Source organism: Arthrobacter sp. PAMC25284 (assembly GCF_019443425.1).
GTDB classification, from domain to species: domain Bacteria; phylum Actinomycetota; class Actinomycetes; order Actinomycetales; family Micrococcaceae; genus Arthrobacter; species Arthrobacter oryzae_A.
In genome coordinates, this window is sequence record NZ_CP080382.1 from 3,575,765 (window position 1) to 3,600,088 (window position 24,324).

Sequence of the window (24,324 nt, forward strand, 5' to 3'; positions counted from 1 at the left end):
GCACAATCAAAGACATGAATCCTAGCGCTGCGGCCACCGACGACACTTCCCGAGTCAGCCCTGCCATCGACCAGCTCGACGCCGGACACCCTCTGATGGACGGGCGGACCGCGAACTCGCCGCTCATCACCGCCTACCGCGGCGGCACGCCTTCCCGCCGCCCCGTCTGGTTCATGCGCCAGGCCGGGCGGTCGCTTCCCGAATACCTCAAGGTCCGCGAAGGCGTGGGGATGCTGGAGTCCTGCCTGCGACCCGAGCTCGCTGCCGAAATCACGTTGCAGCCGGTGCGCCGCCACGACGTTGATGCTGCCATCTTCTTCTCCGACATCGTCATTCCGCTCAAGCTGGCCGGCGTCGGCGTGGATATCGTCCCCGGGGTCGGGCCGGTCCTTGACCATCCGGTCCGCACAGCGGAAGACGTCGCAGCGCTCCCGCAACTGACGTGGGAAGCGCTGGAGCCCATCCGGGAGGCCGTCCGGCTGACCGTGGCCCAGCTTGGCAGCACCCCGCTGATCGGCTTTGCCGGCGCGCCCTTTACCCTCGCGGCGTACATGGTCGAGGGCAAGCCGTCCCGCGACCACCTCGGCCCGCGCACCATGATGCACGCCGACCCGGAGACCTGGACCGCGCTGGCTGCCTGGGCTGCAGACGCCTCCGGCATGTTCCTGCGCGCGCAGTTGGAAGCCGGCGCCTCCGCCGCGCAGCTCTTCGACTCCTGGGCCGGATCGCTCGGGCTTGCCGACTATGAACGCTTCGTCGCCCCGGCCTCGTCCCGGGCCCTGGACCACGTCCGCCATCTCGGCGCCCCGCTGATCCACTTCGGCACGGGAACCTCGGAACTGCTCGTGGCCATGCGCGACGTGGGCGTCGACGTCGTTGGCGTCGACTACCGCCTGCCGCTGGACGAGGCCAACCGCCGCCTCGGAGGTACTGTGCCGCTGCAGGGCAATATTGACCCGGCGCTGCTGTCGGCCCCCTGGGAAGTGCTGGAAGCCCACGTCCGCGAGGTGCTCGCAGCCGGCGCAGCGGCACCCGGCCATGTCGTGAACCTTGGTCACGGCGTTCCGCCGGAGACGGACGCGGCCGTGCTGACGCGCGTCGTCGAGCTCATCCACTCGATCTCACCGGAATAACGCATGGACGCTGGCCAGGTTGTCCCCGGGACCACCGCCGTTGTGGTGGGCGGGGGGATCTCCGGTCTGCTCGCGGCGCGCGAACTGGCTCTGGCCGGCGTCCGCACCACCGTCCTGGAAGCCTCGGCTGATTGGGGAGGTTGCGTGGGAAGCCATACCGTCGCCGGCCTGACCCTCGACAGCGGCGCGGAATCCTTCGCGACCCGGTCCACGGCGGTGGCGGACCTCGCCACCGACCTCGGGCTCGAAGGCGAGATCGTGGCACCGAACCCTGGCGGCGCCTGGGTCCAGTTGCCGGACGGGCCACGCGAACTCCCCAAAACCGGGGTGCTGGGGATCCCGGCCAACCCCTGGGACCCCGAAGTGCGCCGCTCACTCGGACTGGCCGGCACGCTCCGGGCCGCGCTCGACGTGCTGTTGCCGGCATCGCTGGGCACCGCCGCTGAGGCCACCAGCGTGGCGGACCTCGTCCGCCGGCGGATGGGCCGCCGGGTGCTGGAGCGGCTCGTGGCGCCGGTCGTCGGCGGCGTCCACTCGGCCGACCCTGCCGTGCTGGATGTCGACATGGTGGCACCGGGGCTGCGCGACGGAATCCGCCGCCACGGATCCCTCGCGGCCGCCGTATCCGCCCAGCGCAGGGGACAGGGCCCGGCGGCCCTCACTCCCGGGCCCGGGACCCGGCCCGCCGAACCGGCGAAGGCGGGCTCCGCCGTCGCCGGCCTGCGCGGCGGGATGCACACCCTTGTCGCGGCGCTGGTGGCAGACCTGCGGAAACGCGGCGTCACCTTGCTGGCAGGGACCCGCGTGGACGCCGTGGAGCGGGCCCTGGCCGGATGGCGCGTGAGCGCCGGTGGCAGAACGTACGACGCCGGTCTTCTCGTCATTGCAGTGGAAGGCCCGGCCGCCGTTGGACTCCTCGCGGGCGCCGTGCCGGAACTCGCCGACTTCAGGCCCGCCGAAGGACCGGACGTCAGCCTGGTCACGCTGGTCGTCACATGCCCGGACCTGGACGGTGCTCCGCGCGGCACGGGCGTCCTGGTGGCCCCGCAAAGCCCGGGCATCCGGGCGAAAGCCCTGACGCATGCGACAGCCAAGTGGGGCTGGCTGGCCACCCGCGCCGGGTCCGGCACGCACATCCTCCGGCTCTCTTATGGCCGCAGCGGGGACGGGGTGATGGCCGGGCAGCCGCTGCCGGGGACCGGGGGGGACGGCGCGATTCCCCGCTCCGACGAGGAGTTGTTCCACGCAGCCCTGGCCGATGCTTCGGCCTTGCTCGCCGTTGCCGTCACCAGCGGAGACGTCGCCGGCTGGGACGTTGTGCGCTGGTCGGGCGCGCTCCCTTTCGCCTCCATCGGCCACCAGCGGCGTGTCGCCGAAGTCCGCACTGTCTGTTGCCGGGAAGGAACCCTCGCGGTGGTCGGCGGCTGGCTCTCCGGCAACGGACTCGCCGCGATTGTCGCGGACGTGCCGCGGGAAGTACGCCGGCTGCTGTCTTGAAACCGGCTGCTGTCCTGAAACCGGCGGCACCGCACGGCAACAGGATGTGAGATGAGGCACTTCTACGCGCCGTAGAAGTGCCTTGTTTCGACTTAGTCGCAACAAGGGGGCAAACTTGTATTCATGAGCCACACTTCTGCCGAATCTGTCACCAAAACCGATGAATCAGCCGAGCAGTTCTTTACCCTTTGGACCGTCTTCAAGCGCTCCGTGGAGGTCCTGCGCAGCGACGACGCTGCCGAGGATTTCGAGGCCCTGATTGGCCGGCTGGCCGACGCCGGCGTGATCCACCGCGGCAGCTACGACGTCTCCGCGATGCGCGCCGACGCGGACATTATGGTGTGGCTGCATGGACCCCAGCCGGAGGCCCTCCAGCGGGCAGTCCGGGACATTCGGCGCAGCCCGCTGTTCGCCGGCACGGACATCGTCTGGTCGGCCATGGGCGTGCACCGCGAGGCCGAGTTCGCGAAGAACCACACACCGGCCTTCTCCCGCGGTGTGGAACCGGCGCAGTGGCTTTGCGTGTACCCCTTCGTCCGTTCCTACGAGTGGTACCTGCTCCCGGACGCCGAACGCGGCGCCATGCTCCGCGATCATGGACTCCTGGGCCGCGATTTCCCGCAGGTCATCTCGAACACGGTGTCATCTTTTGCCCTCGGCGACTGGGAGTGGATCCTTGGCCTGGAAGCGCCCGACCTGGTGGACCTGGTGGACCTGATGCGGCATCTGCGCGCCACCGAGGCCCGCCACCACGTCCGTGAAGAAATTCCTTTCTACACCGGCCGCCGCGTCAGCGCCGCCGAGATCGCCGAGGTCCTCGCATGAGCCCGCTGGAATCCACCGACGATCTGACCTCCACCAACGACGTCACGCAGACCGGGCGGATGGCACCGAAGGACTACGACGCCGTGCTCCTCGCCTCGTTCGGCGGTCCCGAAGGCCAGGAGGATGTCCTGCCGTTCCTGCGGAACGTCACCCGCGGCCGGGGCATCCCGGATGAACGCCTCGAGGAAGTCTCCCACCACTACCGTGCCAACGGCGGCATCAGCCCCATCAACCAGCAGAACCGTGAGCTGAAGGCCGCCATGGAGGCGGAACTGGCCACCCGCGGCATCGAACTGCCGGTCTTCTGGGGCAACCGCAACTGGGCGCCCTACGTGCCGCAGACCCTGAAGGACATGTACGACGCCGGTCACCGCAAGGTCCTCATGGTCACCACCAGCGCCTACTCCTGCTACTCCAGTTGCCGGCAGTACCGTGAAGACATCGGCATGGCGCTGACGGAAACCGGGCTGGACGGCAAGCTCGAAGTCGACAAGGTGCGCCAATACTTCGATCACCCCGGCTTCGTGGAACCCTTCATCGAAGGCACCGCCGCCGGCCTCGCCGACGTCCGGGCCCAGCTGGCCGCGGCCGGAACCCCGGACGCACCCGTGCACATCCTCTTCGCCACGCACTCCATCCCCACCCGGGATGCCGAGGCCGCCGGGCGGTCCGAGGGCGAACCGCGGCACTTCGAGGAGGACTCCGCCTACGCGGCGCAGCACCTGGCGACCGGTACCGAGGTCATCCGGCGGGTCGAAGCCCAGACCGGGCTCACCGCGCCGTGGTCGCTCGTCTACCAGTCCCGCTCTGGAGCCCCGCACGTGCCGTGGCTTGAACCCGACATCAACGACGCCATCGAAGATCTCGCCGGACAGGGCATCAAGGGCGTTGTGATTGTTCCGCTCGGCTTCGTCAGCGACCACATGGAAGTTGTCTGGGACCTGGACACCGAGGCCCTGGAGACCTGCGGGAAGCTCGGCCTGGCGGCCACCCGCGTTCCCACCCCCGGCACCCACCGCAAGTTTGTCAGCGGCATCGTGGACCTGATCTGTGAGCGGACCGCCGCAAACAACATCGCCGACCGTCCGCACCTGACCAGGCTCGGTCCCTGGTACGACGTTTGCCGGCCAGGCTGCTGCGCGAACTTCCGCGGCGCGAAGCCAACCATCGCCGCAGCCGATACCACCGTCGGCACCGGACATGACCCGTACCCGGCGGGTCCGGGGTCAACGACCGCAGCCGGCCAGGAACTGCCGTGAGCGTCCGGATCGGCACACGCGCCAGCAAACTGGCGCTGACCCAGACGCAGCAGACGGCCGACCAATTGTCCGCCGTCGGCGGGTTCGCAGCAGAGCTCGTGCACATCCGGACCGACGGCGACGTCCTGACCGGTTCGCTGTCCCAAATGGGCGGAACCGGGGTCTTCGTCGCTGCACTCCGGGACGCGCTGCTGCGGGACGAATGCGACGTCGCGGTCCATTCCCTGAAGGACCTGCCCACCGGCGCTGCCCCCGGGCTCACCCTGGCGGCGACGCCCAAGCGGGTCGACGTCCGGGATGTCCTGTGCGCCCGGGACGGGCTGAAGCTCTCCGACCTGCCCACAGGTGCCACCGTGGGCACCGGTTCCCCGCGCCGTGCGGCCCAGTTGCGCGCCGCACGGCCCGACCTGGACATCCGGGATATCCGCGGCAACGTTGATACGCGTCTCGGCCGCGTTCCCGGGCTGCCGGGCAATACGACTGACGCCGTTGTGGCAGGCAAGTCCTGCGATCTCGACGCCGTTGTGCTTGCCGCCGCGGGGCCTGCACCGGATCGGACGGCTCGATGTGGTCAGTGAATACCTGGAAGCGGATGTGATGCTGCCCGCGGCCGGCCAGGGAGCTCTCGCGATCGAATGCCGGACCGCCGACGCACCCCGCAAGGCCGGATCCACCGAAGGCTCACAGGGAGTGCTGGCGCAGGCTCTCGCAGCCCTCGACGATCCGGACACGCGGCTCGCGGTAACGGCCGAGCGGGCTCTCCTGGCCCGGCTGGAGGCAGGATGCGCGGCCCCGGTGGGCGCCCACGCCTACCGCAAGGGAAGCATGCTGCACCTTGAGGCCGTGGTCTGCGCCGTCGACGGTTCGGCCGCTGTCCGCGATAAAAAAGCCACCGACGGGCTCACCGAGGTCGGCGCAACCCTGCTTGGGATTGAGCTGGCCGAGGTCCTGCTGGCGCGGGGTGCTGCCGACATCGCGGACCTGGCAGCCTCCTGACCTGCGGGATCCAGAGCACATGGGACGGCACAGCAGCCTGAGGCAGCCACACGGGAACCACGTGGCGGCAGAGTTGGACGGCGCACGGATTCTCGTTGCCCGCGCCCCGGACCGCGCCGGGGAACTCGTGTCGGCTCTTCGCGGCGCCGGCGCCGAGCCCCTTCTGCTGCCGCTCATCGACTTCGAGGTCGCCAGTGACCAGCACTCCCTCGACGTCGCCTTCGACGCCCTGGGCGCCGGCGCCTATGTCTGGCTCGTGATCACGAGCGTGACCACCGTGCAGGCGCTTGAAGCGAAAGCGGCCGAACGCGGCGCGACTTTGGAAACGTGGCTGCCCGGCAGCCTCCAGGTCGCGACGATCGGGCCCGCCACGCGCCGGGCACTGCAAACACGGGGGATCGGCGTTGACCTGGCACCCACCGCCGAGCAGTCCGGTGCCGGCCTCGCCGGCATCTGGCCTGAGGGCCGGACCCGGGTGTTCCTGCCCCAGGCCGACATCGCCGACCCCGCGCTCCGCCGCGGTCTCGAAGCACGGGGCGCGTCGGTGCAGGCAGTCACGGCCTACCGGACCGTGGACTACCCCGCTGATCCGGCCCGCAGCCTGGCTGCCCACGCGGCCGGCCCCGAACACCACGACGCCGATCCGCCGCCGGCAGTGCTGACGACAGCCGAAGCAAAAACCGAGGTCGCTGCCGGGCGGCTGCACGCCGTCGTCGCGGCGTCGCCCAGTGCCGCGCGGCGCATTCACGCGGAGCTCGCCCCGCTGGGGGGCTGCCGCTTCGTCGCGATCGGACGCTCGACGGCGGGCGAGGCGGAAACGCTGGGCCTCACCGTAGCGTCCATCGCCGAACAGCCGACGGCCTCCGGCCTCCTCGCCGCGGTGATCCGGTCGCTGGCGGCGCCCCCGTCCCGTCCCCTGACACTCCCGCCACCGAGCACCCCGTGAAGGACAGACCATGAGCTTTCCGACCCACCGCCCCCGCCGGCTCCGCACCACCCCGGCCATGCGCCGGCTGACCGCCGAGCACCGGCTCAGCGCTGCGGAACTTATCCTGCCAGCCTTCATCCGGGAGGGCCTGACCGAACCCCGGCCGATCACATCGATGCCCGGCGTTCAGCAACACACAACCGACTCGCTCAGGCGCGCCGCCGCGGAGGCCGTCCAGCTCGGCGTCGGCGGCATCATGCTGTTCGGCGTTCCGGCGGCACGCGATGCCCGCGGCACCGCGTCGCTGGACCCGGAGGGTGTGCTGAACAAGGCCATCCGTGAGGTGCGTGCGGAGGTCGGAGACGATCTCGTGGTGATGAGCGATGTCTGCCTGGACGAATTCACCGACCACGGCCACTGCGGCGTGCTCGATGCCCACGGCTACGTGGACAATGACGCGACCCTTGAGATCTACGGGCGGATGGCCGTGGCCCAGGCGGACGCAGGGGCGCACGTGCTGGGCCCGTCGGGGATGATGGACGGCCAGGTGGCCGCCATCAGGCAGGCACTCGAGGACGCGGGACACGCCAACACTGCAGTCCTGGCCTATGCCGCGAAGTACGCCTCCGCCTTCTACGGTCCCTTCCGGGAAGCCGTGGACTCCCAGTTGACCGGCGACCGCCGAACCTACCAGATGGACGCGGCCAACCGGCGCGAAGCCATCCTCGAAGTGGAACTTGACCTGGCAGAGGGCGCCGACATGGTGATGGTCAAGCCGGCCATGAGCTACCTCGACATCCTCGCCGACGTCGCGGCAATGAGTCCGGTGCCGGTGGCGGCCTACCAAATCTCCGGGGAGTACTCAATGATCGAGGCGGCCGCAGCCAACGGATGGATTGACCGGCGGGCAGCGATTACCGAATCCGTCCTTGGCATCAAGCGCGCCGGCGCGAACATGGTCCTGACCTACTGGGCCAAGGAACTCGCCGGTTGGCTCAAGGAGTCCTGATGCAGAACACGCCCGAAGTCCCATCCCGGTCTTCCGCTGTCGGATCCTCCGCAGCCAGCCCGCCCGCTGCCGGCCAGCCCGCACCCGGTCCCACCGCGCCGGTGGGAGCGGGCCGCGTTCTCCTTGGCCTGAACACATTCGGCGACGTCGGGGTCTTTCCGGACGGGCATGCCGTACCGCACGCCCAGGTCCTCAGGCAACTGCTGGAACAGGCGGAGCTCGCGGACGAGGTGGGGCTGCATGCGTTCGGCGTGGGAGAACACCACCGCGGGGATTTCGCCGTTTCCGCACCCGAAGTCTTCCTGGCCGCCGCAGCGGCCCGGACCCGGAATATCCGCCTGGGTTCGGCCGTGACCGTCCTCAGCTCCGATGACCCCATCCGTGTCTTCCAGCGGTTTTCCACCGTTGACGCAATCGCCAACGGGCGCGCCGAAGTGATGCTGGGCCGCGGCTCGTTCATCGAGTCCTTTGCGCTGTTTGGCCTCGACCTCGCCGACTACGAAATCCTGTTCGAGGAAAAGCTCGCGCTTTTCGACCAGGTCCGCGCCCAGCGCCCTGTGCACTGGGAAGGCCGTACCCGGCCGGCGATCAGCGGCCTGAGCGTCTACCCGCCGCTGGAACACCATCTCCTGCCAACCTGGATCGGCGTCGGCGGCACCCCCGAGTCGGTGCTGCGCTGCGCAGGGCTCGGATACCCGATCATCTTCGCGATCATCGGCGGCCAACCGCGCTCCTTCGCCCCGCTCGCGGGCCTGTACCGGGAGGCGATGGCGCAGTACGGGCACCCGCTGCAGCAGCTGGCGACGCATTCGCCGGGCCACGTCGCCGCCACCGACGAGGAGGCACGCGAGGAACTCTTCCCGCACTGGCTGGGGATGCGCAACCGGATCGGCGCCGAGCGCGGCTGGGGACCGGGCAGCCGGGCCGAATTTGAGGCCCTCTGCGCGCCCGAGGGCGCACTCTACGTCGGTTCCCCGGACACCGTGGCCGCGAAAATCGTCCTGCTCAAAAAGAACCTGGGCGTCGACCGCTTCGACCTGAAGTACAGCAGCGGCACCTTGCCGCACCCCGCCATGATGCGTTCCATTGAACTGTTCGGCACCGAAGTGGCGCCCCGCGTGGCAGCGCTGCTGACCGCGGCGTCGTCCGCGAACCCCGTGAAATGAAAGAATAGGATCATGACTTCCAGCACCCCTCGGAACGAGGAACTCTTTGACCGTGCCCGCCAACTGATGCCCGGCGGCGTGAATTCACCCGTCCGCGCCTTCGGGTCGGTGGGCGGGACGCCGCGCTTTATGGTCTCGGCCAAAGGCGCTTACCTGACCGACGCGGACGGCGCCGAGTACGTGGATCTGGTCTGCTCCTGGGGCCCAGCATTGCTGGGACATGCCCACCCGGAGGTCCTGGCCGCCGTTCACGCCGCCGTCGACCGTGGTCTGTCCTTCGGAGCCTCGACGCCGGACGAGGCAAACCTCGCCGCCCTCGTCCAGGAGCGTGTCCCGGCCGCGGAACGCGTCCGGATGGTCTCCACCGGTACCGAAGCGACGATGACGGCCGTCCGGCTGGCCCGGGGCTTCACCGGACGCAACCTCATCATCAAGTTCGCGGGCTGCTACCACGGCCACCTCGACGGGCTCCTCGCCGCGGCCGGTTCCGGCCTGGCCACCCTCGCCCTTCCCGGGTCCGCGGGCGTCACCGCTGCGACCGCGGCCGAGACCCTCGTGCTGCCGTACAACGACCTCGCCGCCGTCGAGGAGGCCTTCGCCGCCCACGGGCCAAACATCGCCGCCGTGATCACCGAAGCCGCGCCGGCCAACATGGGGGTTGTCACCCCCGCCGAGGGCTTCAATGCGGGGCTCTCCCGGATCACGCGCGAGCACGGCGCGCTGCTGATCGTCGACGAGGTCCTGACCGGTTTCCGGACGGGCTACTCGGGTTATTGGGGACTGACCGGCGGGGCGGCCGGCGCCGCAGAGCCGTGGACTCCGGACCTGCTGACCTTCGGCAAGGTCATCGGCGGCGGCATGCCGGCAGCGGCCCTCGCCGGGCGGGCGGACGTGATGGACTACCTTGCGCCACTTGGCCCGGTCTACCAGGCCGGCACCCTGTCCGGGAATCCGGTGGCCATGGCCGCCGGCGTCGCGACCCTGACCCACGCCACCGCGGAGGTCTATTCCTTCGTGGATGCCCGTTCACTTGAGCTCTCCGCGGCACTGTCCGGGGCGCTCGACGCCGCCGGCGTGGACCACTCGATCCAGCGGGCGGGAAACCTGTTCTCGGTTGCCTTCGGCACCTCGGCCCGCGGCGTGCACAACTACGACGACGCACAGGCGCAGGACGTCTTCCGCTACGCCCCGTTCTTCCACTCCATGCTCGACTCCGGCGTCTACCTCCCGCCGTCGGTCTTCGAGGCCTGGTTCCTGTCCGCGGCCCACGACGACGCGGCCATGAACAAGATTTTCGACGCCCTGCCCCGGGCCGCCAAAGCGGCAGCCGCGGCGGCAACGGCCTGAGGCCGGGCTGTTGCCGCCGCGGCGTCCGGTAGAGCAGCAGCAGACTTAAACACCTTGGGCACCCGCCGCGGCGGGTGCCCAAGGTGTTTAAGCCTGCTTCCTTTCCGGCGGGCTAGAGGACGTCGGAAAGGAAGCCCTGCAGCCTTTCGGTCCGCGGGTCCGTGAAGAGCTGCTCCGGGGGACCGGATTCCACCACGACGCCGGCGTCCATAAAGGTGACCGTATCGGAGACATTGCGGGAGAACCCCATCTCGTGGGTCACCACGACCATGGTCATGCCGTTGCTCGCCAGGTCTGCCATCAGCGCCAGGACGCCCTTGACGAGCTCGGGATCGAGCGCTGACGTCGCCTCGTCGAAAAACATGACTTCCGGGCTCATGGCCAGGGCGCGGGCAATTGCGACACGCTGCTGCTGGCCTCCGGACAGCGTGGCCGGACGAACATCTGCCTTGTGCCTGAGCCCCACGAGGTCAAGCTGCGCCAGTGCCTCCTCGCGGGCCTGCTCCTTGGACATACCGCGGAGCTTGCGCAACGCCAAGGAGACGTTCTCCGCCACGGTCTTGTGCGGGAAGAGATTGAACTGCTGGAAGACCATGCCAATCCGCCGGCGGAGCTCATCCGGGTTGTCCTTGAGGACGGACTTCCCGTCGAGGATGATGTCGCCCTGGTCGGGCTCGATCAGACGGTTCATGACCCGGAGGAGCGTTGACTTGCCGGAACCGGATGGCCCAATCACGGAAGCCGTCGTGCCCTTCCCGACGTGCAGGTCGATGCCGCGGAGGACATGGTTTGACCCGAACGAGAGATGGATATTTTTCGCTGTCAGCGACCCTGAAACAAACTCGCTCATGCCGGGGCCCCCTTTCCGACCTTGGCGGCCGCTTCGTCGGGTTCCTTCTTCTCCGGCCGGCCGGAACGCAGACGGGCGTCAATCCAGTTCACGAAGTGCGTTAACGGAACAGTCAGAGCCAGGTAGAAGATTGCCGCGGCAACATACGGGGACAGGTTCCCGCTGGTCGCCGCCGCATCCTTGCCGATCTGGAAGATCTCCCGTTCCGTGGCCAGCAGCCCCAGGAGGAAGACCAGTGACGACTCCTTGATCAGGGCGATGAACTGGTTGACCAGCGCGGGCAGTACCCGCCGGATGCCCTGGGGCACAACGACCAGCCGCATCGACGGGCCGTAGCCGAAGCCGAGGGCACGGGTGGCCTCGAGTTGCCCCTTGTCTACGCTCTGGATGCCGGAGCGGAAAATCTCACCGATGTACGCCGCCGACATCAGCGACAACGCTGCTACGGCCATCGGGTAAGGGCTTGTCGAACCGGTCAGTTGCCGGATGATCGGACCGAAGCCAAAACCGATCACGAGGATGGTCAGGACCGGTGGCAATCCTCGCAGGATGTCGGTGTAGACGCGCGCAATCCAGCGCACCGCTGCGTTCCTGGAGATCCCCATCAAGGCAAGAACCATCCCCAGCAGGGTCCCGATGATGCCTGACGTAATGGCCAGAACGAGCGTATTCGGCAGGCCGACCGCGAACATCATGGGGATGACTTCGCCCATCGCCTTCCAGTCGAGGAAGGTATCGCCAAGTTGCTTGAGGATATCCAAAAGATCCATGGACGGCCCGGGTTACTTGGCCGGAATCTGGACGGCTTTGCTGCCCGGCTTCCAGCCCTGGGGAGTCTGCTCCGCCGCGGTCGGACGGTCCGTGTACCACTCGGACGTCAGCTTGGTCCACGTTCCGTCGGCGATCACCGCGTCCAGACCGGAATTCAGTGCCTCGACCAAGGCGGTATTGTCCTTGCTCACGGCATAGGCCGTGAAGTTCTGGGTGTTGACGACCTTCTCGGCGATCTTGGTGTTGTCCTCTTCCTTGACCTGGCCCGTGGCCTGCTGGGACGGGGCTACCCACGCGTCCACCTGGCCGTTCTTCACGCTGGCGTAGACCGTGTTGTAGTCCGGGAAGCGGACGGGCTCGAGCTTGAGCGTGTTGGTGACGTAGTCGTCCTGGACGGTGCCCTGGACGACGCCGATGCGCACACCGGTCTTGAGGTCACCAAAGCCCTTGATCGGGGCGTCGTTCTTGGTCACGACAGCCATATAGCCGAAATCATAACCATTGGTGAAGGCGACGGTTTCACGACGGGCGTCCGTGGTGGAGATCGAGGATGAACCGAGGTCGAACTGCTGGTTCTTGACCTGCGAGAGCAGCGCCGAGAAATCGGTTGAAGCGAACTCGACCTTGAGGCCCAGCTTGTCGCCGATGGCACGCATGAGCTCGTTGTCATAGCCGGTGAACTTGCCGGAGGGGTCGATGAAGATGTTCGGCGGGGCGTCCGAAAGCGTGCCGACCCGCAGGGTGCCCTCGGTGATCAGGCCAAGTTTAGTCTTGTCGATCTGGTCCAGAGGGGTGACGTCGGCCGTCGTGTACGTGTCCAGGGACGTCTGGTCGCTGCCCTTAAGGGCGTCGGTCGCTGATGCGGACGGCTGTGCGGTCCCGCCGCCGCACGCAGCGAGGGAGGCTGCCACGGCAATGGCCACGGGGATAGTTGTCAGCCACTTCAGAGCTTTGTTTTTCATCAGGCATTCACTTTCATTGGAGTTCAAAAGAGTCCTTGGGGGCGGGTGCGCAGCCCCGGGCTACGGGCCCGTGCACGATCAAGGCAGGCCAGCCGCGAAACAATATTGTCTCATTGGACGGTGGAACGGAGAGAAACGAATGAGTGGCTTGAATTTCCAGAGAAAGCCGAACCTTCTTCAGCGATGACACTCCGACCAGGCGGAACTCAGAGCTGCGGGCGGGCTCGACGGAATGATTGACGCGCCCACGCGGGCCGGAGGGTCCGCCACATATGTGTGACTTAGCTCGCAGACGCTGGCGTTCAGTGCTGCAGGCCTCCACTTTCCGGAGCCTCCTGCATAGTCCGGGGACCCCAGGGGCACCGTGCGGTGCTAGAAGTCGCCGCGGCTGGCGTCCTCCGGCGGCAACACGGGCCAGTCACCTTCGATCACGGCGGCGGGTTTGGTTTTTCGCAGGTACGTCTGAAAATCGGCCGCCTGCGCCGAGGCCCATTCAACCTGCAGTTGGTGCAGGTTGCTGGCAGGCATCCTGAGCTTGGGGAACTTCCCGGCCATGGCGTCGAGCATACGCAGGGTCGCGAGCGCGTCCGCCGCGGACGTGTGCGCGTTGTCCAGGGTGATGCCGTACTCCTCGCACAAGGCGGTGAGGGTCCGCTTGCCCTTCCGGTACCGGTCCACCTGCTTGTTCATGATGTAGGGGTCCAGGACCGGGAAGCGGCTCAACTGCGGGATGCCGTGGCGGGCGGACTCCGCCGCGAGCACGGTGAAGTCGTAGCTGGCATTGAAGGCGATGACGGGCACCCCGGCGTCGAACAGTTCCTGCAGCACCGCGGCAAGCTCCCGGGCCACCTCCGCCGCGGGCCGGCCTTCGCGGCGGGGCCTGTTCGGTCGTGATGCCGTGGATATCGCTGGCCTCGGCCGGGATCTCCACGCCCGGGTCCGCCAGCCATTCGTGTTCCTTCAGAACGGCGCCTTCGGCGTCCACAAGGGTGACCGATGCCGTGACAATCCGCGCGGCGCGCGAGTTCCGGCCGGTGGTTTCGAGGTCAAAGGCTGCGCGGGGGAGGGTGTTCCAGGTGCTCATGCTTCAACGCTACCTGTTGCCTCCGACAGAATTAGCCACCCCTCCACCAACCCGCCGGCACTGCAACGCGGGGTCACTCACGGCCCATCCGGCGCGGCAGCATGGACCAGATATGACCCCGCGTCGCGCTTTCGGAGGCCCGGATTCGCGTCCCGGTGCCAGCGCCGGCGCTAGGCTGGATCGATGCGAATGGAGTATGTGGAAGCGGTGCTGGACCTGGTGGACCTGATCCCGTCCGGAAGCGCTGTCGCATATGGCGATGTTGCCGAGCTCCTTGGTTCCGGCGGTCCCCGGCAGGTCGGTGCGGTCATGAGCCGCGGCGGCAGCGCCGTTGCGTGGTGGCGTGTCCTGAAGTCCACCGGCGAGGCCCCTCCGGGGCACGAACGTGCTGCCCTGTCGAGGTACGTCGAGGAAGGCACTCCGCTCACCGGACGCTACGCCGACTTCCTGCGCACCGGCGAAGGACGCTGGCGCGTGGACCTGCCCGCTGCCCGGTGGGTGCCGTCGGAGCCCGAATTTGACCGGATCGATGCCCTGGCCCGGCAGCTGGACCGTGCGTTGGCCGGCGCAGTGCCTGAATTGTCGCTGCCTGATGATGGAATGGCCGGGTGAGTATCTCCAGCAAGGATCAGGACTTCCCGCAGCGCAGCCCGGGGCACGGCTCCGGGAGCAAGGCTCCGGGGCAGGTACTGCGCCTGCTCCCGCCCAGGACGCAGCATTGCGCCATTCCCGTGCTCACGGCGGACCAGCTCGCCGTCGTCGAGGTCCTGCACGGCTCCGGACCCGTGCTCGTCCCCGGGGCGCCCGGTACCGGGAAGTCCACCGTGCTGGTGGAGGCCGCCGTCCGCCGGGCCCAGCGCGACGGGCTTGATCCCGAGCGGATGCTCATCCTGGCGCCCGGACGGCTCGCCGCGGACACGCTCCGGGACCGATTCACCGCACGCCTGGACCGCAGCCTGAGCACAACGCCGGCCCGGACCTGGGCGTCGTACGCCTTTGACGTGATCAGGCGCGCCAAGGCGGCGGGGGTTCTGCCGCTGCCCCGTCCGCCGAAGCTCCTTTCCGGGCCAGAGCAGGACCTGATTATCAAAGAACTCCTCGAAGGCCACGCGCTGCCGGGACTGGAGCTGCCCTGGCCGGAGGACCTGGGGGAGGCCCTGCAGACCCGGGGCTTCCGGCAGGAGGTACGGCAGCTCTTTGACCGGATCATCGAATCGGGTCAGACGGCCGAGGACCTGGTGGCGCTCGCCGGACACTGCAGCCGGCCGGACTGGGTCGCCGCTGCCGCGCTGTACTCCGAATACCGGGACGTATTGGACCTGCGGATGCCCGAGGCTTTTGATCCCGCCGGCATCATCACCGCTGCTCGCCAGATTTTCCAGGACGCACCCGATTTCCTTGCTGCGGAGCGCGACCGGCTGCAGCTGATTCTGGTGGACGATATCCAGGAGGCGAACCCCGCAGTGTTCGAGCTGCTGGCAGACATCGCAGCGGGCAAGGACGTCATTGTCACCGCGTCTCCCGACACTGTGGTCCAGGGCTTCCGCGGCGCGCGGCCGGACCTCGTGGCCGAGTTGCCGGTGCTGCTGGCGCCAACCGGCGGGACGGTCCTGGAACGTCCGCTCCATCTCGCCCACCGGCAGGCTCCGGCGGTCGCAGAGGCGTGGCAGTCGGTGGCCGGGCGCATCTCCCGGCGGGCCGGCGGGCAATCCGCGCGCCGGCTCGAGCAACCGCCCCGGACCGGCTCGGCTGAAGGGCCTCCTGGGAGTGCCCCTGATCGCGCTGCTGTTGACGGTGCTGTTGACAATGCCTGGGGAAGCGTCGAGGCGCATTTGCTCCCGTCGCCGGTGCACGAATTGCGCTACGTCGCACAGCGGATCCTTGAGGCCCAGCTGCGGGACGGCCGTGAGCTGGGCGAGATCGCGGTGATTGTGCGCAACGGCGGCCAGCTCAGCCAGCTCCAGCGGTATCTCAGCGGCCAGGGCATTCCGGTCCGGATACCGGTGGCCGAATCTGCTGTCCGGGATGAGGTCGCAGTCCGTCCACTGCTGGATGCCTACGCAGTGGCTCTCGATCCCGCGCTCCTGACGCCGGAGTCGGCGGTTGCCCTGCTGACGTCCCGGATCGGCGGGGCCAGCTCGATCGAGCTGCGGCGGCTGCGCCAGTCCCTGCGGCACGAGGAAATTCTTGGCGGCAGCGGCCGGGCCAGTGACGCGTTGCTCGTCGAAGCTTTGCTGGAACCCGGCGCCCTGGCCACACTGGGCATCGAAGGGCGGTCCGCGCGCCGGATAGCCCGGATGATTGCGGCGGGCCGGGAGGCCGCAGCGGCGCCCGGCGGCAACGCCGAGACGGTGCTTTGGGCACTCTGGCATTCGACCGGACTTGCTTCGCGATGGACCGAGACCGCCCTGGCCGGGGGATCCGCTGGTTCCCGTGCGGACCGCGATCTCGACGCCATGATGGCCCTGTTCCACACGGCGGAGCGGTTCGTGGACCAACTGCCCGGATCCGGCCCGGAGCAGTTCCTCGAGTACCTGCTGAGCCAGGAACTTCCCATGGACACCCTCGCGGCCAGGGCCCAGCTGGAGGACGCCGTGGAACTGATGACACCGGCCAGCGCCGCCGGACGGGAATGGCCCGTGGTGATTGTCCCGGGACTGCAGGAAGGCGTGTGGCCCAACACCCGACTCCGCGGCGAACTGCTCGGCAGCACTTTGTTTGCCGACGCCGTCGAACACGGTGTCGAGTACGCCTTGCGTGTTGATCCGCTCAGCCGGCTGCGCGAAATCCGCTACGACGAGCTGCGCAGCTTCTCCACCGCGGTATCACGGGCCAAATCCCTGCTGATCTGCACTGCCGTGTCCTCTGAGGACGAACAGCCCTCGTCCTTCCTGGACTACGTGGCACCGCTGCACCCGGACCGGGACCGGCGCGGGTACACCCCGGTGGAACGTCCCCTGACCCTGCGGGCTCTCGTGGCCGAGCTGCGGCAACACGCCCAGCTGGATGCCGCCGCCGGCGAACCGCTGGAGGCGACCGCCGTGCTGGCGTCCCTGGCCGCCGCGGAGCCCCCCGTGCCAGGGGCGCATCCTGCCAGCTGGTGGGGCCTCGCGCCACTGTCCACTGATGAACCGGTCGTGCCGCCCGGTGGCACCGTGTACGTCTCGCCGTCCAAGGTCGAAACTGTTCAGAAGTCTCCGCTGGACTGGTTCGTCCAGGCCGCAGGCGGCGAAGCGGCCACCGATTTCGCGCGCAGCCTGGGAACCCTGGTCCATGCCATTGCACAGGATTTCCCGGATGCCTCCGGCAGCGAATACGTGGCGGAACTGGTGCGGCGCTGGCCGGCCCTGGGCATGAAGGACAACTGGGAAGGAAAACTCGACTTCCAGCGGGCGGAATCGATGGTCCGCAAGCTCGCGCAGTACGTACTCGTTATGCGCAGCGAGGGCCGAAGCCTGCTGGGCGTCGAGCAGGACTTTGAGGTCAAGCTGCCGGACCTGTCCGTGGACGTCACTGCCGGGCCGGTGCCGGACGACGGGCCATGGCCGGCCCGGTCCGCCGTACTCCGGGGCCAGGTCGACAGGCTCGAAATGGACGCCGCGGGACGCCTGGTCATCGTCGACCTGAAGACCGGCAAACGCCAGCCCGGCAAGGCGGATCTCGACCGGCACCCCCAGCTCGGCGCCTACCAGGCGGCCGTACTGGCCGGGGGCTTCGCCGGAGCCGACGACGGTCCGCCGCCGTTGCCTGGCGGGGCGGTCCTTGCCCAGCTCGGCACGACCACCAAGAGCCCCGGAGTCCAGTCCCAGGCGCCGCTGGACCCGGCAGAGAACTGGGCACTGGAGATGGTGCAGGACGCCGCCGAGGCGATGTCCGCCAACACTTTCGAAGCCCGGCATGATCCGGGCAAGGGCGGCCACGGCGGCCATGGCTGCCGGCTGCCCGAGGTCTGCCCGCTGTGCGCGCGCGGAAAGCAGGTTACTGAATGACCCCCGGGATGGCGCCCGCGCCGCACACAGTCCTGCCCGCGCCGCCGCTGGCCGACGGCAGGTTGCACCCCGTCCCACAGTTCAGCCCGGAGGAACTCTCGGCCATGCTGGGGGAGAAGAACAGGCCCACGCCCGAGCAGTCAGCCATCATTTCCTCGCCGCTGTCGCCGCGACTCGTCATTGCCGGTGCCGGATCGGGCAAGACGGCCACGATGGCGGACCGGGTGGTATGGCTCGTGGCCAACGGGTGGGTCCGGCCCGAGGAAGTCCTCGGCGTGACGTTCACCCGGAAGGCGGCAGGGGAACTGGCCTCACGGATCCGTGCGAAACTGGCGGCCCTGCAGCGGATCGCAACGGCCGACACGAAGAACGAGGTCTTTCCGGCCGGCCTGCTCGGCGCGGACGCACTCGAGCCCAAGGTCTCCACCTACCACTCGTACGCGAGCGGCATCGTCTCGGACTACGGGCTCCGGCTCGGCGTGGAACGGGACGTGGTCCTGCTGGGCGGCGCCCAGTCTTTCCAGCTCGCCAGCGAGGTGGTGGAAGGGTTCGACGGCGATTACGAGCATTTCCGGGCGGCCAAGTCCACCCTCGTCAAAGCCGTGATCCAGCTCGCCGGGGAGTGCTCGGAGCATTTGCGTGATCCGGCCGAAGTCCGCGACTGGCTGCTGGAGCGGATTGCGGAATTCGAAGCGCTGCCGTACCTGGCCAGCGCCAAGAAAAACCCGGCCCAGACCGCCGCCGAGATGAGCGGCATGCTGCGCACCCGGGCCAGCGTCGCGGACATGGTGGGCCGCTATACGGAGGCGAAACGGGCCCGGGGCGCACTGGACTTCGGAGACCTCGTGGCCCTGGCGGCGCGGGTGGCCAGAGAGATTCCGGTCGCCGCGCAAACGGAGCGCCAACGCTACAAAGTGGTGCTGCTGGACGAGTTCCAGGACACCTCACACGCCCAGCTGGTGTTGTTCTCCAGGCTTTTCGGCGACGGCCATGCGGTGACGGCAGTGGGGGACCCGAACCAGTCCATCTATGGGTTCCGTGGTGCTTCGGCCGGCCAGCTCTTCCATTTTGTCCGGGAATTCCCGGTCCTCGCCGCCGGCGGCGACGCGCGGCGCGGCGCGGCTGAGGACACCGCTGACGCGGCGGCGCAGGCACCGCGCTTCGCTGTAGCGCCGACGTCGTACTTGACCACCGCGTGGCGCAACGGCCGGAACATCCTGGCCGCTGCAAACATCATTTCGTCGCCGCTGAGCAAGGCCGCCGCCGCCACCGGTGCGGCCGGTGCCCGGGACACCGCCGGCGGCGTCGACGTGCCGCCCCTGCAGCCCAGCCCGGCAGCGGTCACGGGCAGGGTCCTGATGGGCCGATTCACCACGGACGAGGCAGAGGCGGCTGCGATCGCCGGGGACGTGCTGAAGTTCAGGGTGACAGACTTTGAAGCCCAGGGGGCTGGCCCGGTGCCCCCGGCCATGGCGGTGCTGTGCCGGCGCAGGGCGCAAATGGAATGTATCCGGCGGGAGTTTGAGGCGCGGGGCATCCCCTATGAGATCGTGGGTCTCGGCGGGCTGCTGGATACCCCGGAGATCGTCGACCTCGTCGCCACCCTCCGGGTCCTCGCGGATCCGGGCCGTTCGGACGCCCTCATGCGGCTTCTGGCGGGTGCCCGCTGGCGGATCGGTCCGGCGGATCTGATGGCTCTGCGGGACTGGTCCAGCTTCCTCGCCCGCCGTCGCGGACACCCCGGCCGCGGTGGCACGGCCGGGGAACTGGACGAGGGAACCGCCGATCCGCCCGTAATCGAAGGCGACCTCTCGGATGCCGCCAGCCTTGTCGAGGCACTGGACTTCCTGCCGCGGGCGGGTTGGACTTCGGCGAACGGGCGCGGGCTGAGCGGGGCTGCCCTGGACCGGCTCCACCGGCTCTCGGACGAGCTCCGGCAGCTGCGCACGTACATGGGCGATGACCTCACCACCCTGCTCGGCGAGGTCGAACGTGCCATGCTGCTGGATATCGAAGTGGCGGCGCGGCCGGGGACCAGCATCCATCAGGCGCGCCGAAACCTGGACGCGTTCCAGGATGCCGCTGCCGGATTCCTGCATACCTCACAGCGGATAGATGTTCTGGCGTTTCTCGCCTGGCTGGAAGCCGCGGCCGCAGAGGAGAACGGCCTCGATGCTGCTGCCCCGGAAGTGAACCATGAAGCGGTTCAGCTCCTGACGGTGCATGCGTCGAAGGGACTCGAATGGGATGTTGTGTTCGTGCCAGGACTGAACGCGGGTGCGTTCCCCAGCAGCCGGGACTCGCGCTGGAGCAGCGGCAGCGCCGCTCTGCCCTGGCCGCTGCGCGGGGACCGGGCCGACCTGCCGCAGTGGGACCTTGACCAGCCGGACCAGAAAGGCTGGCTCGACGCCGAGAAGGACTTCAAATCAGCCGTCCAGACCCACGGGGAAGCCGAGGAACGCCGCCTGGCCTATGTGGCGTACACGAGGGCTAAACATGTGCTCTGGACGTCCAGCGCCGCCTGGGTCGGGTCCCGGGCGGGCCGGGCCGAAATTTCGCCGTTCCTATCCGGGCTGGAGGAACTCGTGGCACAAGGCGTTGCGGAGATCCACCCGCAGTCTGTGGCGGAGGACTCGCTGCCGGAGCAAAGCCCTTTGACCGCTGACCTCGAAGTGGCACTGTGGCCCTATGACCCCCTGGAAGGGCCCTCTGACCCCCGGACAGGAAAGCGGCTGCGGTTGCTCCCGGGCCGCCGGGGCCGCCATGGAAGCAGCCGCCGAACGAGTGCTGCGCCGTCTGGAGCAGCCCGGGAAGCCGGACGTTCAGGGTGCAGCCCCGGGGGATGCGGGGGTGGATTCGCCGGGCTTTGAGAATCGTCCGCGGCCGTTGCGGGGACCCGCGTCAGGCTGGGCCCGGGAAGCTGAGACACTGCTGGAACGCCGGTCCCGGCGGACGACCATGCAGGACGTCCACTTGCCGGGGCATATTTCAGCGTCGACCCTGGTGGATCTCGACGCTGACGCCGGATCCGTCGTGGCCCGGCTGAGGCGGCCCGTGCCCCGCGAACCCGGAATGTCAGCACGCAAGGGCACCGCGTTCCATGCATGGGTGGAGGAGTACTTCGGCGCGGCCGGCATGCTGGACCTCGGCGAAGCTGCCGGCTCCGATGACCATATCGATGAGGCCTACGGGCTCGACGCCATGGTGGACACCTTCCGCCAGTCCGAGTGGGCCCACCGGGCGCCTGCCCACGTGGAGGTTCCGGTGGAGACGAGGGTCGGCGATGTTGTGGTCCGGGGCCGGATCGACGCCGTTTTCCGCGATGCCGACGGCGGCTGGGACCTGGTGGACTGGAAAACGGGACGCAGGCCTTCCGCCGCGCAATTGAAGACTAAAGCTGTTCAACTCGCCGTTTACCGGCTGGCCTGGTCCCGGCTGAAAGGGGTGCCGCTCGACGAGGTCCGGGCCGCGTTCTACTATGTGGCGGATAACCAGGTGGTCCGCCCGCACGACCTCGGATCTGCAGAGAGTCTGGAGCGTATCGTGGCGGCAGCACTGGGCCGGTCCACCGCGCCCGCAGAAAGCCCTAGATGGACTTCGCCTCGATCACCGTGATGGCGGCAGTGGAGGCGTCGCCGGCCCCGGGCGTCGGCGACGCCTCTGTTGATTGGGTCGAATCTGTTGATTGGGTCGAATCTGTTGATTGGGTCGAGTCGTCGTCGCCGGGCGGGGCTGCCCCGGCCTCGTCCGTGGCCGCGTGGTCTTCGTGCGTGGCTTCGTCCTCCACGCTGCCACCGGCCGGGCCGGCACCGGCGCGCGTGGCTTCGTCCTCCACGCTGCCACCGGCCGGGCCGGCACCGTCGCGCGTGGCTTCGTCCTCGGCGCCGTCATCGGAGTCTGCCTCATGCCCGGCACCGGTGTTGTCGTCCAACTCCTCGGCGGGGATGGGGGTCACGAGCACGGCCGGCACTGCGGCGCCGGCCGGAGCGGCAACCGGCACCGGTCCTGACACCGGTTCCGCGGTGAGCAACGTTACTTTTCCAACGACGGTCACGTCAGCCGGGATCGCGTCGTCCGCGTCCCCGGGGCCGCGGGCCGGGACAGGCCGGGGCAGCGGTTCCACACTGATGGGCTGCCCGCCGTGTTCCGCCACGTCATCGGCCAGCGCCGACAGCATGGACTCGGCGTCATGGATCATGTCCTGATTGTCCGCGGCCAGGCCCTTGACCAGATACTGTGCCAGCGCGAATTCGGCGGACAGCGCCGCGCGGCGGATCAGGTGGACGTCCGGGGAGTCCCTGCGGCTCGAGGTGTAGTGCTCCAGCACCGCATCCACGAAGTCCTGCTCATTCGAGGCTACGAGCCATGCCATATCGTCGGCCGGGTCACCGATGCGCAGATCGGTCCAGCCGGTCACTGCGGTTACCCGGGGTCCGTCGACCAGGAGATTATCCTCATGCAGGTCACCGTGGACCACGCAGGGATTGAAACGCCACAGCGAAACATCTTCCAGCGCATGCTCCCAGCGCCGCAGGAGCAGCGGCGGGATTCTGCCGGTGGTTGCGGCCTGGTCCAGCTCGTTGAGCCGGCGCTGCCTGAACTCGTTGGGGGTGTAGCTGGGCAGATCCGCGTTACGCACAAGGGACCGGGGGAGGTCGTGGATGGCCGCTAGGGCCGCGCCGATTTCGCGGGCCAGCCCGTCCGGCCCGCTGCTCAGCTCCTCGACGGACTGGGTGGTTCCAGCCAGATGGGAATAGACGAACGTGGTGAGCGGCCCCTGGCGGACGGAGCCGGCCACGGTTGGCATCAGGAACGGGAGCTCCGCACGGATGCCGGGGACGAACGCACGAAGCACCAGGAATTCGGTTTCCAGGCGGGCGCTGGCTTCAGCATGGCGGGGCGCGCGGACACGCCAGCGCTTACCGTCGCAGTCCAGCAGTAGAGCCGAGTCGAAGTCCGCCGGATCGTCGGGCGCAGAGCTGACAGCGGTGGGGGTCAGGCCGGGAACCGCCGCGGTTGCTACAGCTGCCAATTCGATAGGTTTTCTTCGCACTCTTCCACGGTAGATTGAGCAGCGCCCAAGTCAGTGATGTACCACGGCGAGTCTCCAGATCGGGTCCAAATAGCTCCTCGCCTGTTGGCCCGGCGATGTCGTGGGCCCGAATATTCGGGCCCCGCTCCCGACGGCGGATTCGTGGACCTGCGTCGATGCCGGAAAATGTGAATTGTCGGCGGGAGTCAGTACGGTGGGTACATGAGTCTTGCGGAGTCACCGGCACCAAATAATGTGGCACCAAGGAATGCGGCACCTGGGAACGCAGTACCAGTGATCGTGGCAGCAGGGACGGCGCGGGGAAATCCCATGGAGCACACGAGCCCGGCAAACCACCTGATGGACACGGTCCTGCCGGTGCGTCCGGCCCGGATCGACCGCGGCAGCGCAGCCCGGATGAATCCCGGGATGGTCGCGGATCTGGTCCGGTCCGGCGTCGCACGGGCGATGCTGCTTTCCGGCCGGCAGGCCCTCATTGAGGGCGATGGCCTCGTGCTCCTGGACGCGGCCGAGCTCGAGAGCCGGCTCCACGACACCCAGTACGCTCCCGAGCACGTGATCTACCTTGGCTCGGCCGTTCCCGGCTCAGATCTCGCCCCGGGAACCGAGCTTGTCCTCTTTGTTATTCCGGAACAGTTTGAGGTCAGGACCGAGGAATTCGAAGATCACGTTGCCGGCATCCCGGCCGCGGCACGGTGGGCCGGATTCCGCGACGTCGCGGCCATGCTGAACCCCACCGACACCGCGTTGTTCGTTGAGGCCAGCGCCATTGCCAACTGGCACGCCACCCACACCCATTGCCCGCGCTGCGGCACTCCGACCGAAGTCGAATCCGGAGGCTGGGTCCGCCGCTGTCCGGCCGATGCATCTGAACACTATCCGCGCACGGACCCGGCAATTATTGTCACGGTGGTGGGACCCGACGGCCGGCTCCTGCTGGGCGGCGGCGGTCCGGCCGACGCACGGAACTATTCGACGCTGGCAGGATTCGTCGAACCAGGTGAGTCGCTCGAACAGGCCGTCGTGCGCGAGATTGGCGAAGAGGTCGGTGTGCGGGTCAGTGCGTCCCAGTATCTGGGGTCGCAGCCCTGGCCGTTCCCGGCGTCGCTGATGCTCGGATTCACCGCCACAACACCGGACACTGTGGCCCGGCCCGACGGCGTCGAAGTCACCCGGGCGCGCTGGTTCAGCCGCAGCGAACTGCAGGACGCTGTCCTCAGCGGCGAAATAGTCATTTCCAGCAGACTGTCCATCGCACGGGCGCTCATCGAGCACTGGTACGGCGGCGTCATCCAGGACCACCCGGATACCGTGTGACACCGCCTTCCACCGGACACCTTCTAGCGACTAAGCGGCAAACGTGAGCACAGAGAATTTTGACTTCAACGGACTCTCCCTTGGCGAGGCCGACGGCTCACGGGCTGGCGGATCCGCCGATTCTGCCGCCGCTTCCAC

At 68.4% G+C, this 24,324-nt stretch carries 14 protein-coding genes and 4 pseudogenes; 13 read left to right on the forward strand and 5 right to left on the reverse strand.

Annotated features, from left to right (window positions below; all coding sequences use genetic code 11):
• Window positions 1-14 precede the first annotated feature (14 nt).
• From hemE to hemL, 9 genes and pseudogenes are all read left to right on the forward strand, one after another.
• Window positions 15-1,133 (forward strand): uroporphyrinogen decarboxylase, encoded by a 1,119-nt coding sequence (gene hemE / locus KY499_RS16550; RefSeq protein WP_123255765.1) that lies wholly within the window; start codon window positions 15-17, stop codon window positions 1,131-1,133.
• 3 nt (window positions 1,134-1,136) lie between these two features.
• Complete coding sequence (gene hemG / locus KY499_RS16555; protein ID WP_219885862.1) at window positions 1,137-2,630, forward strand: protoporphyrinogen oxidase; 1,494 nt, start codon at window positions 1,137-1,139, stop codon at window positions 2,628-2,630.
• A gap of 123 nt (window positions 2,631-2,753) precedes the next feature.
• Window positions 2,754-3,455 carry a hydrogen peroxide-dependent heme synthase gene (gene hemQ, locus KY499_RS16560; protein WP_219885863.1) on the forward strand — a complete coding sequence of 234 codons (702 nt, stop codon included), beginning with the start codon at window positions 2,754-2,756 and terminating at the stop codon, window positions 3,453-3,455.
• Window positions 3,452-4,714 (forward strand): ferrochelatase, encoded by a 1,263-nt coding sequence (locus tag KY499_RS16565; RefSeq protein ID WP_123255768.1) that lies wholly within the window; start codon window positions 3,452-3,454, stop codon window positions 4,712-4,714. Before hemQ ends, KY499_RS16565 begins: the two co-directional genes overlap by 4 nt.
• Window positions 4,711-5,710: pseudogene (gene hemC / locus KY499_RS16570) on the forward strand (hydroxymethylbilane synthase). Before KY499_RS16565 ends, hemC begins: the two are co-directional and overlap by 4 nt.
• A 61-nt stretch (window positions 5,711-5,771) precedes the next feature.
• Window positions 5,772-6,656, forward strand: coding sequence for a uroporphyrinogen-III synthase (locus tag KY499_RS16575; protein ID WP_258190840.1), 885 nt, complete (start codon window positions 5,772-5,774; stop codon window positions 6,654-6,656).
• Between the two features lie 10 nt (window positions 6,657-6,666).
• Window positions 6,667-7,647 carry a porphobilinogen synthase gene (gene hemB / locus KY499_RS16580; RefSeq protein WP_219885864.1) on the forward strand — a complete coding sequence of 327 codons (981 nt, stop codon included), beginning with the start codon at window positions 6,667-6,669 and terminating at the stop codon, window positions 7,645-7,647.
• The gene (locus tag KY499_RS16585; RefSeq protein WP_219885865.1) at window positions 7,647-8,813 is read left to right on the forward strand and encodes an LLM class flavin-dependent oxidoreductase; all 1,167 of its coding nucleotides are present in this window, start codon (window positions 7,647-7,649) and stop codon (window positions 8,811-8,813) included. Before hemB ends, KY499_RS16585 begins: the two co-directional genes overlap by 1 nt.
• Window positions 8,814-8,825: 12 nt before the next feature.
• A complete protein-coding gene (hemL, locus tag KY499_RS16590) occupies window positions 8,826-10,160 on the forward strand; it encodes a glutamate-1-semialdehyde 2,1-aminomutase (RefSeq protein WP_123255773.1) in 1,335 nt (444 codons plus the stop codon).
• Between the two features lie 112 nt (window positions 10,161-10,272).
• Here hemL and KY499_RS16595 read toward each other — a convergent pair whose 3' ends face one another.
• The 4 genes and pseudogenes from KY499_RS16595 to KY499_RS16610 form a co-directional block, all read right to left on the reverse strand.
• Window positions 10,273-11,010 (reverse strand): amino acid ABC transporter ATP-binding protein, encoded by a 738-nt coding sequence (locus KY499_RS16595; protein WP_123255774.1) that lies wholly within the window; start codon window positions 11,008-11,010, stop codon window positions 10,273-10,275.
• Entirely contained in the window at window positions 11,007-11,771 is a 765-nt protein-coding gene (locus KY499_RS16600) for an amino acid ABC transporter permease (protein WP_219887054.1), read from the reverse strand. The genes KY499_RS16595 and KY499_RS16600 overlap by 4 nt, the downstream gene beginning before the upstream one ends.
• A 21-nt stretch (window positions 11,772-11,792) precedes the next feature.
• Window positions 11,793-12,743: an ABC transporter substrate-binding protein gene (locus tag KY499_RS16605; RefSeq protein WP_219885866.1), complete on the reverse strand. Its 951-nt coding sequence runs from the start codon at window positions 12,741-12,743 to the stop codon at window positions 11,793-11,795.
• A gap of 372 nt (window positions 12,744-13,115) precedes the next feature.
• Window positions 13,116-13,827 (reverse strand): annotated as a pseudogene (locus tag KY499_RS16610) (3'-5' exonuclease).
• A 183-nt stretch (window positions 13,828-14,010) separates the two neighbouring features.
• Here KY499_RS16610 and KY499_RS16615 point away from each other — a divergent pair.
• The 3 genes and pseudogenes from KY499_RS16615 (at window position 14,011) to KY499_RS16625 (ending at window position 21,431) form a co-directional block, all read left to right on the forward strand.
• Window positions 14,011-14,439 carry an MGMT family protein gene (locus KY499_RS16615; protein WP_123255776.1) on the forward strand — a complete coding sequence of 143 codons (429 nt, stop codon included), beginning with the start codon at window positions 14,011-14,013 and terminating at the stop codon, window positions 14,437-14,439.
• A gap of 77 nt (window positions 14,440-14,516) precedes the next feature.
• A complete protein-coding gene (locus KY499_RS16620) occupies window positions 14,517-17,816 on the forward strand; it encodes an ATP-dependent DNA helicase (protein ID WP_219887055.1) in 3,300 nt (1,099 codons plus the stop codon).
• Between the two features lie 8 nt (window positions 17,817-17,824).
• Window positions 17,825-21,431, forward strand: a pseudogene (locus KY499_RS16625) (ATP-dependent helicase).
• A gap of 492 nt (window positions 21,432-21,923) precedes the next feature.
• Here the strand turns inward: KY499_RS16625 and KY499_RS16630 are convergent.
• Window positions 21,924-22,869 (reverse strand): annotated as a pseudogene (locus tag KY499_RS16630) (macrolide 2'-phosphotransferase); the annotation flags it as partial.
• Between the two features lie 309 nt (window positions 22,870-23,178).
• On the opposite strand from KY499_RS16630, the gene nudC reads away from it, so the two are divergent.
• A complete protein-coding gene (nudC, locus tag KY499_RS16635) occupies window positions 23,179-24,186 on the forward strand; it encodes an NAD(+) diphosphatase (protein ID WP_219885867.1) in 1,008 nt (335 codons plus the stop codon).
• Window positions 24,187-24,324: the final 138 nt, after the last annotated feature.

Coding starts and splice junctions, on each gene's coding strand:
- hemE (WP_123255765.1), top strand. CDS start 15: ATGAATCCTAGCGCTGCGGCCACCGACGACACTTCCCGAGTCAGCCCT.
- hemG (WP_219885862.1), top strand. CDS start 1,137: ATGGACGCTGGCCAGGTTGTCCCCGGGACCACCGCCGTTGTGGTGGGC.
- hemQ (WP_219885863.1), top strand. CDS start 2,754: ATGAGCCACACTTCTGCCGAATCTGTCACCAAAACCGATGAATCAGCC.
- KY499_RS16565 (WP_123255768.1), top strand. CDS start 3,452: ATGAGCCCGCTGGAATCCACCGACGATCTGACCTCCACCAACGACGTC.
- hemB (WP_219885864.1), top strand. CDS start 6,667: ATGAGCTTTCCGACCCACCGCCCCCGCCGGCTCCGCACCACCCCGGCC.
- KY499_RS16585 (WP_219885865.1), top strand. CDS start 7,647: ATGCAGAACACGCCCGAAGTCCCATCCCGGTCTTCCGCTGTCGGATCC.
- hemL (WP_123255773.1), top strand. CDS start 8,826: ATGACTTCCAGCACCCCTCGGAACGAGGAACTCTTTGACCGTGCCCGC.
- KY499_RS16595 (WP_123255774.1), bottom strand. CDS start 11,010: ATGAGCGAGTTTGTTTCAGGGTCGCTGACAGCGAAAAATATCCATCTC.
- KY499_RS16605 (WP_219885866.1), bottom strand. CDS start 12,743: ATGAAAAACAAAGCTCTGAAGTGGCTGACAACTATCCCCGTGGCCATT.
- KY499_RS16615 (WP_123255776.1), top strand. CDS start 14,011: ATGCGAATGGAGTATGTGGAAGCGGTGCTGGACCTGGTGGACCTGATC.
- nudC (WP_219885867.1), top strand. CDS start 23,179: ATGGAGCACACGAGCCCGGCAAACCACCTGATGGACACGGTCCTGCCG.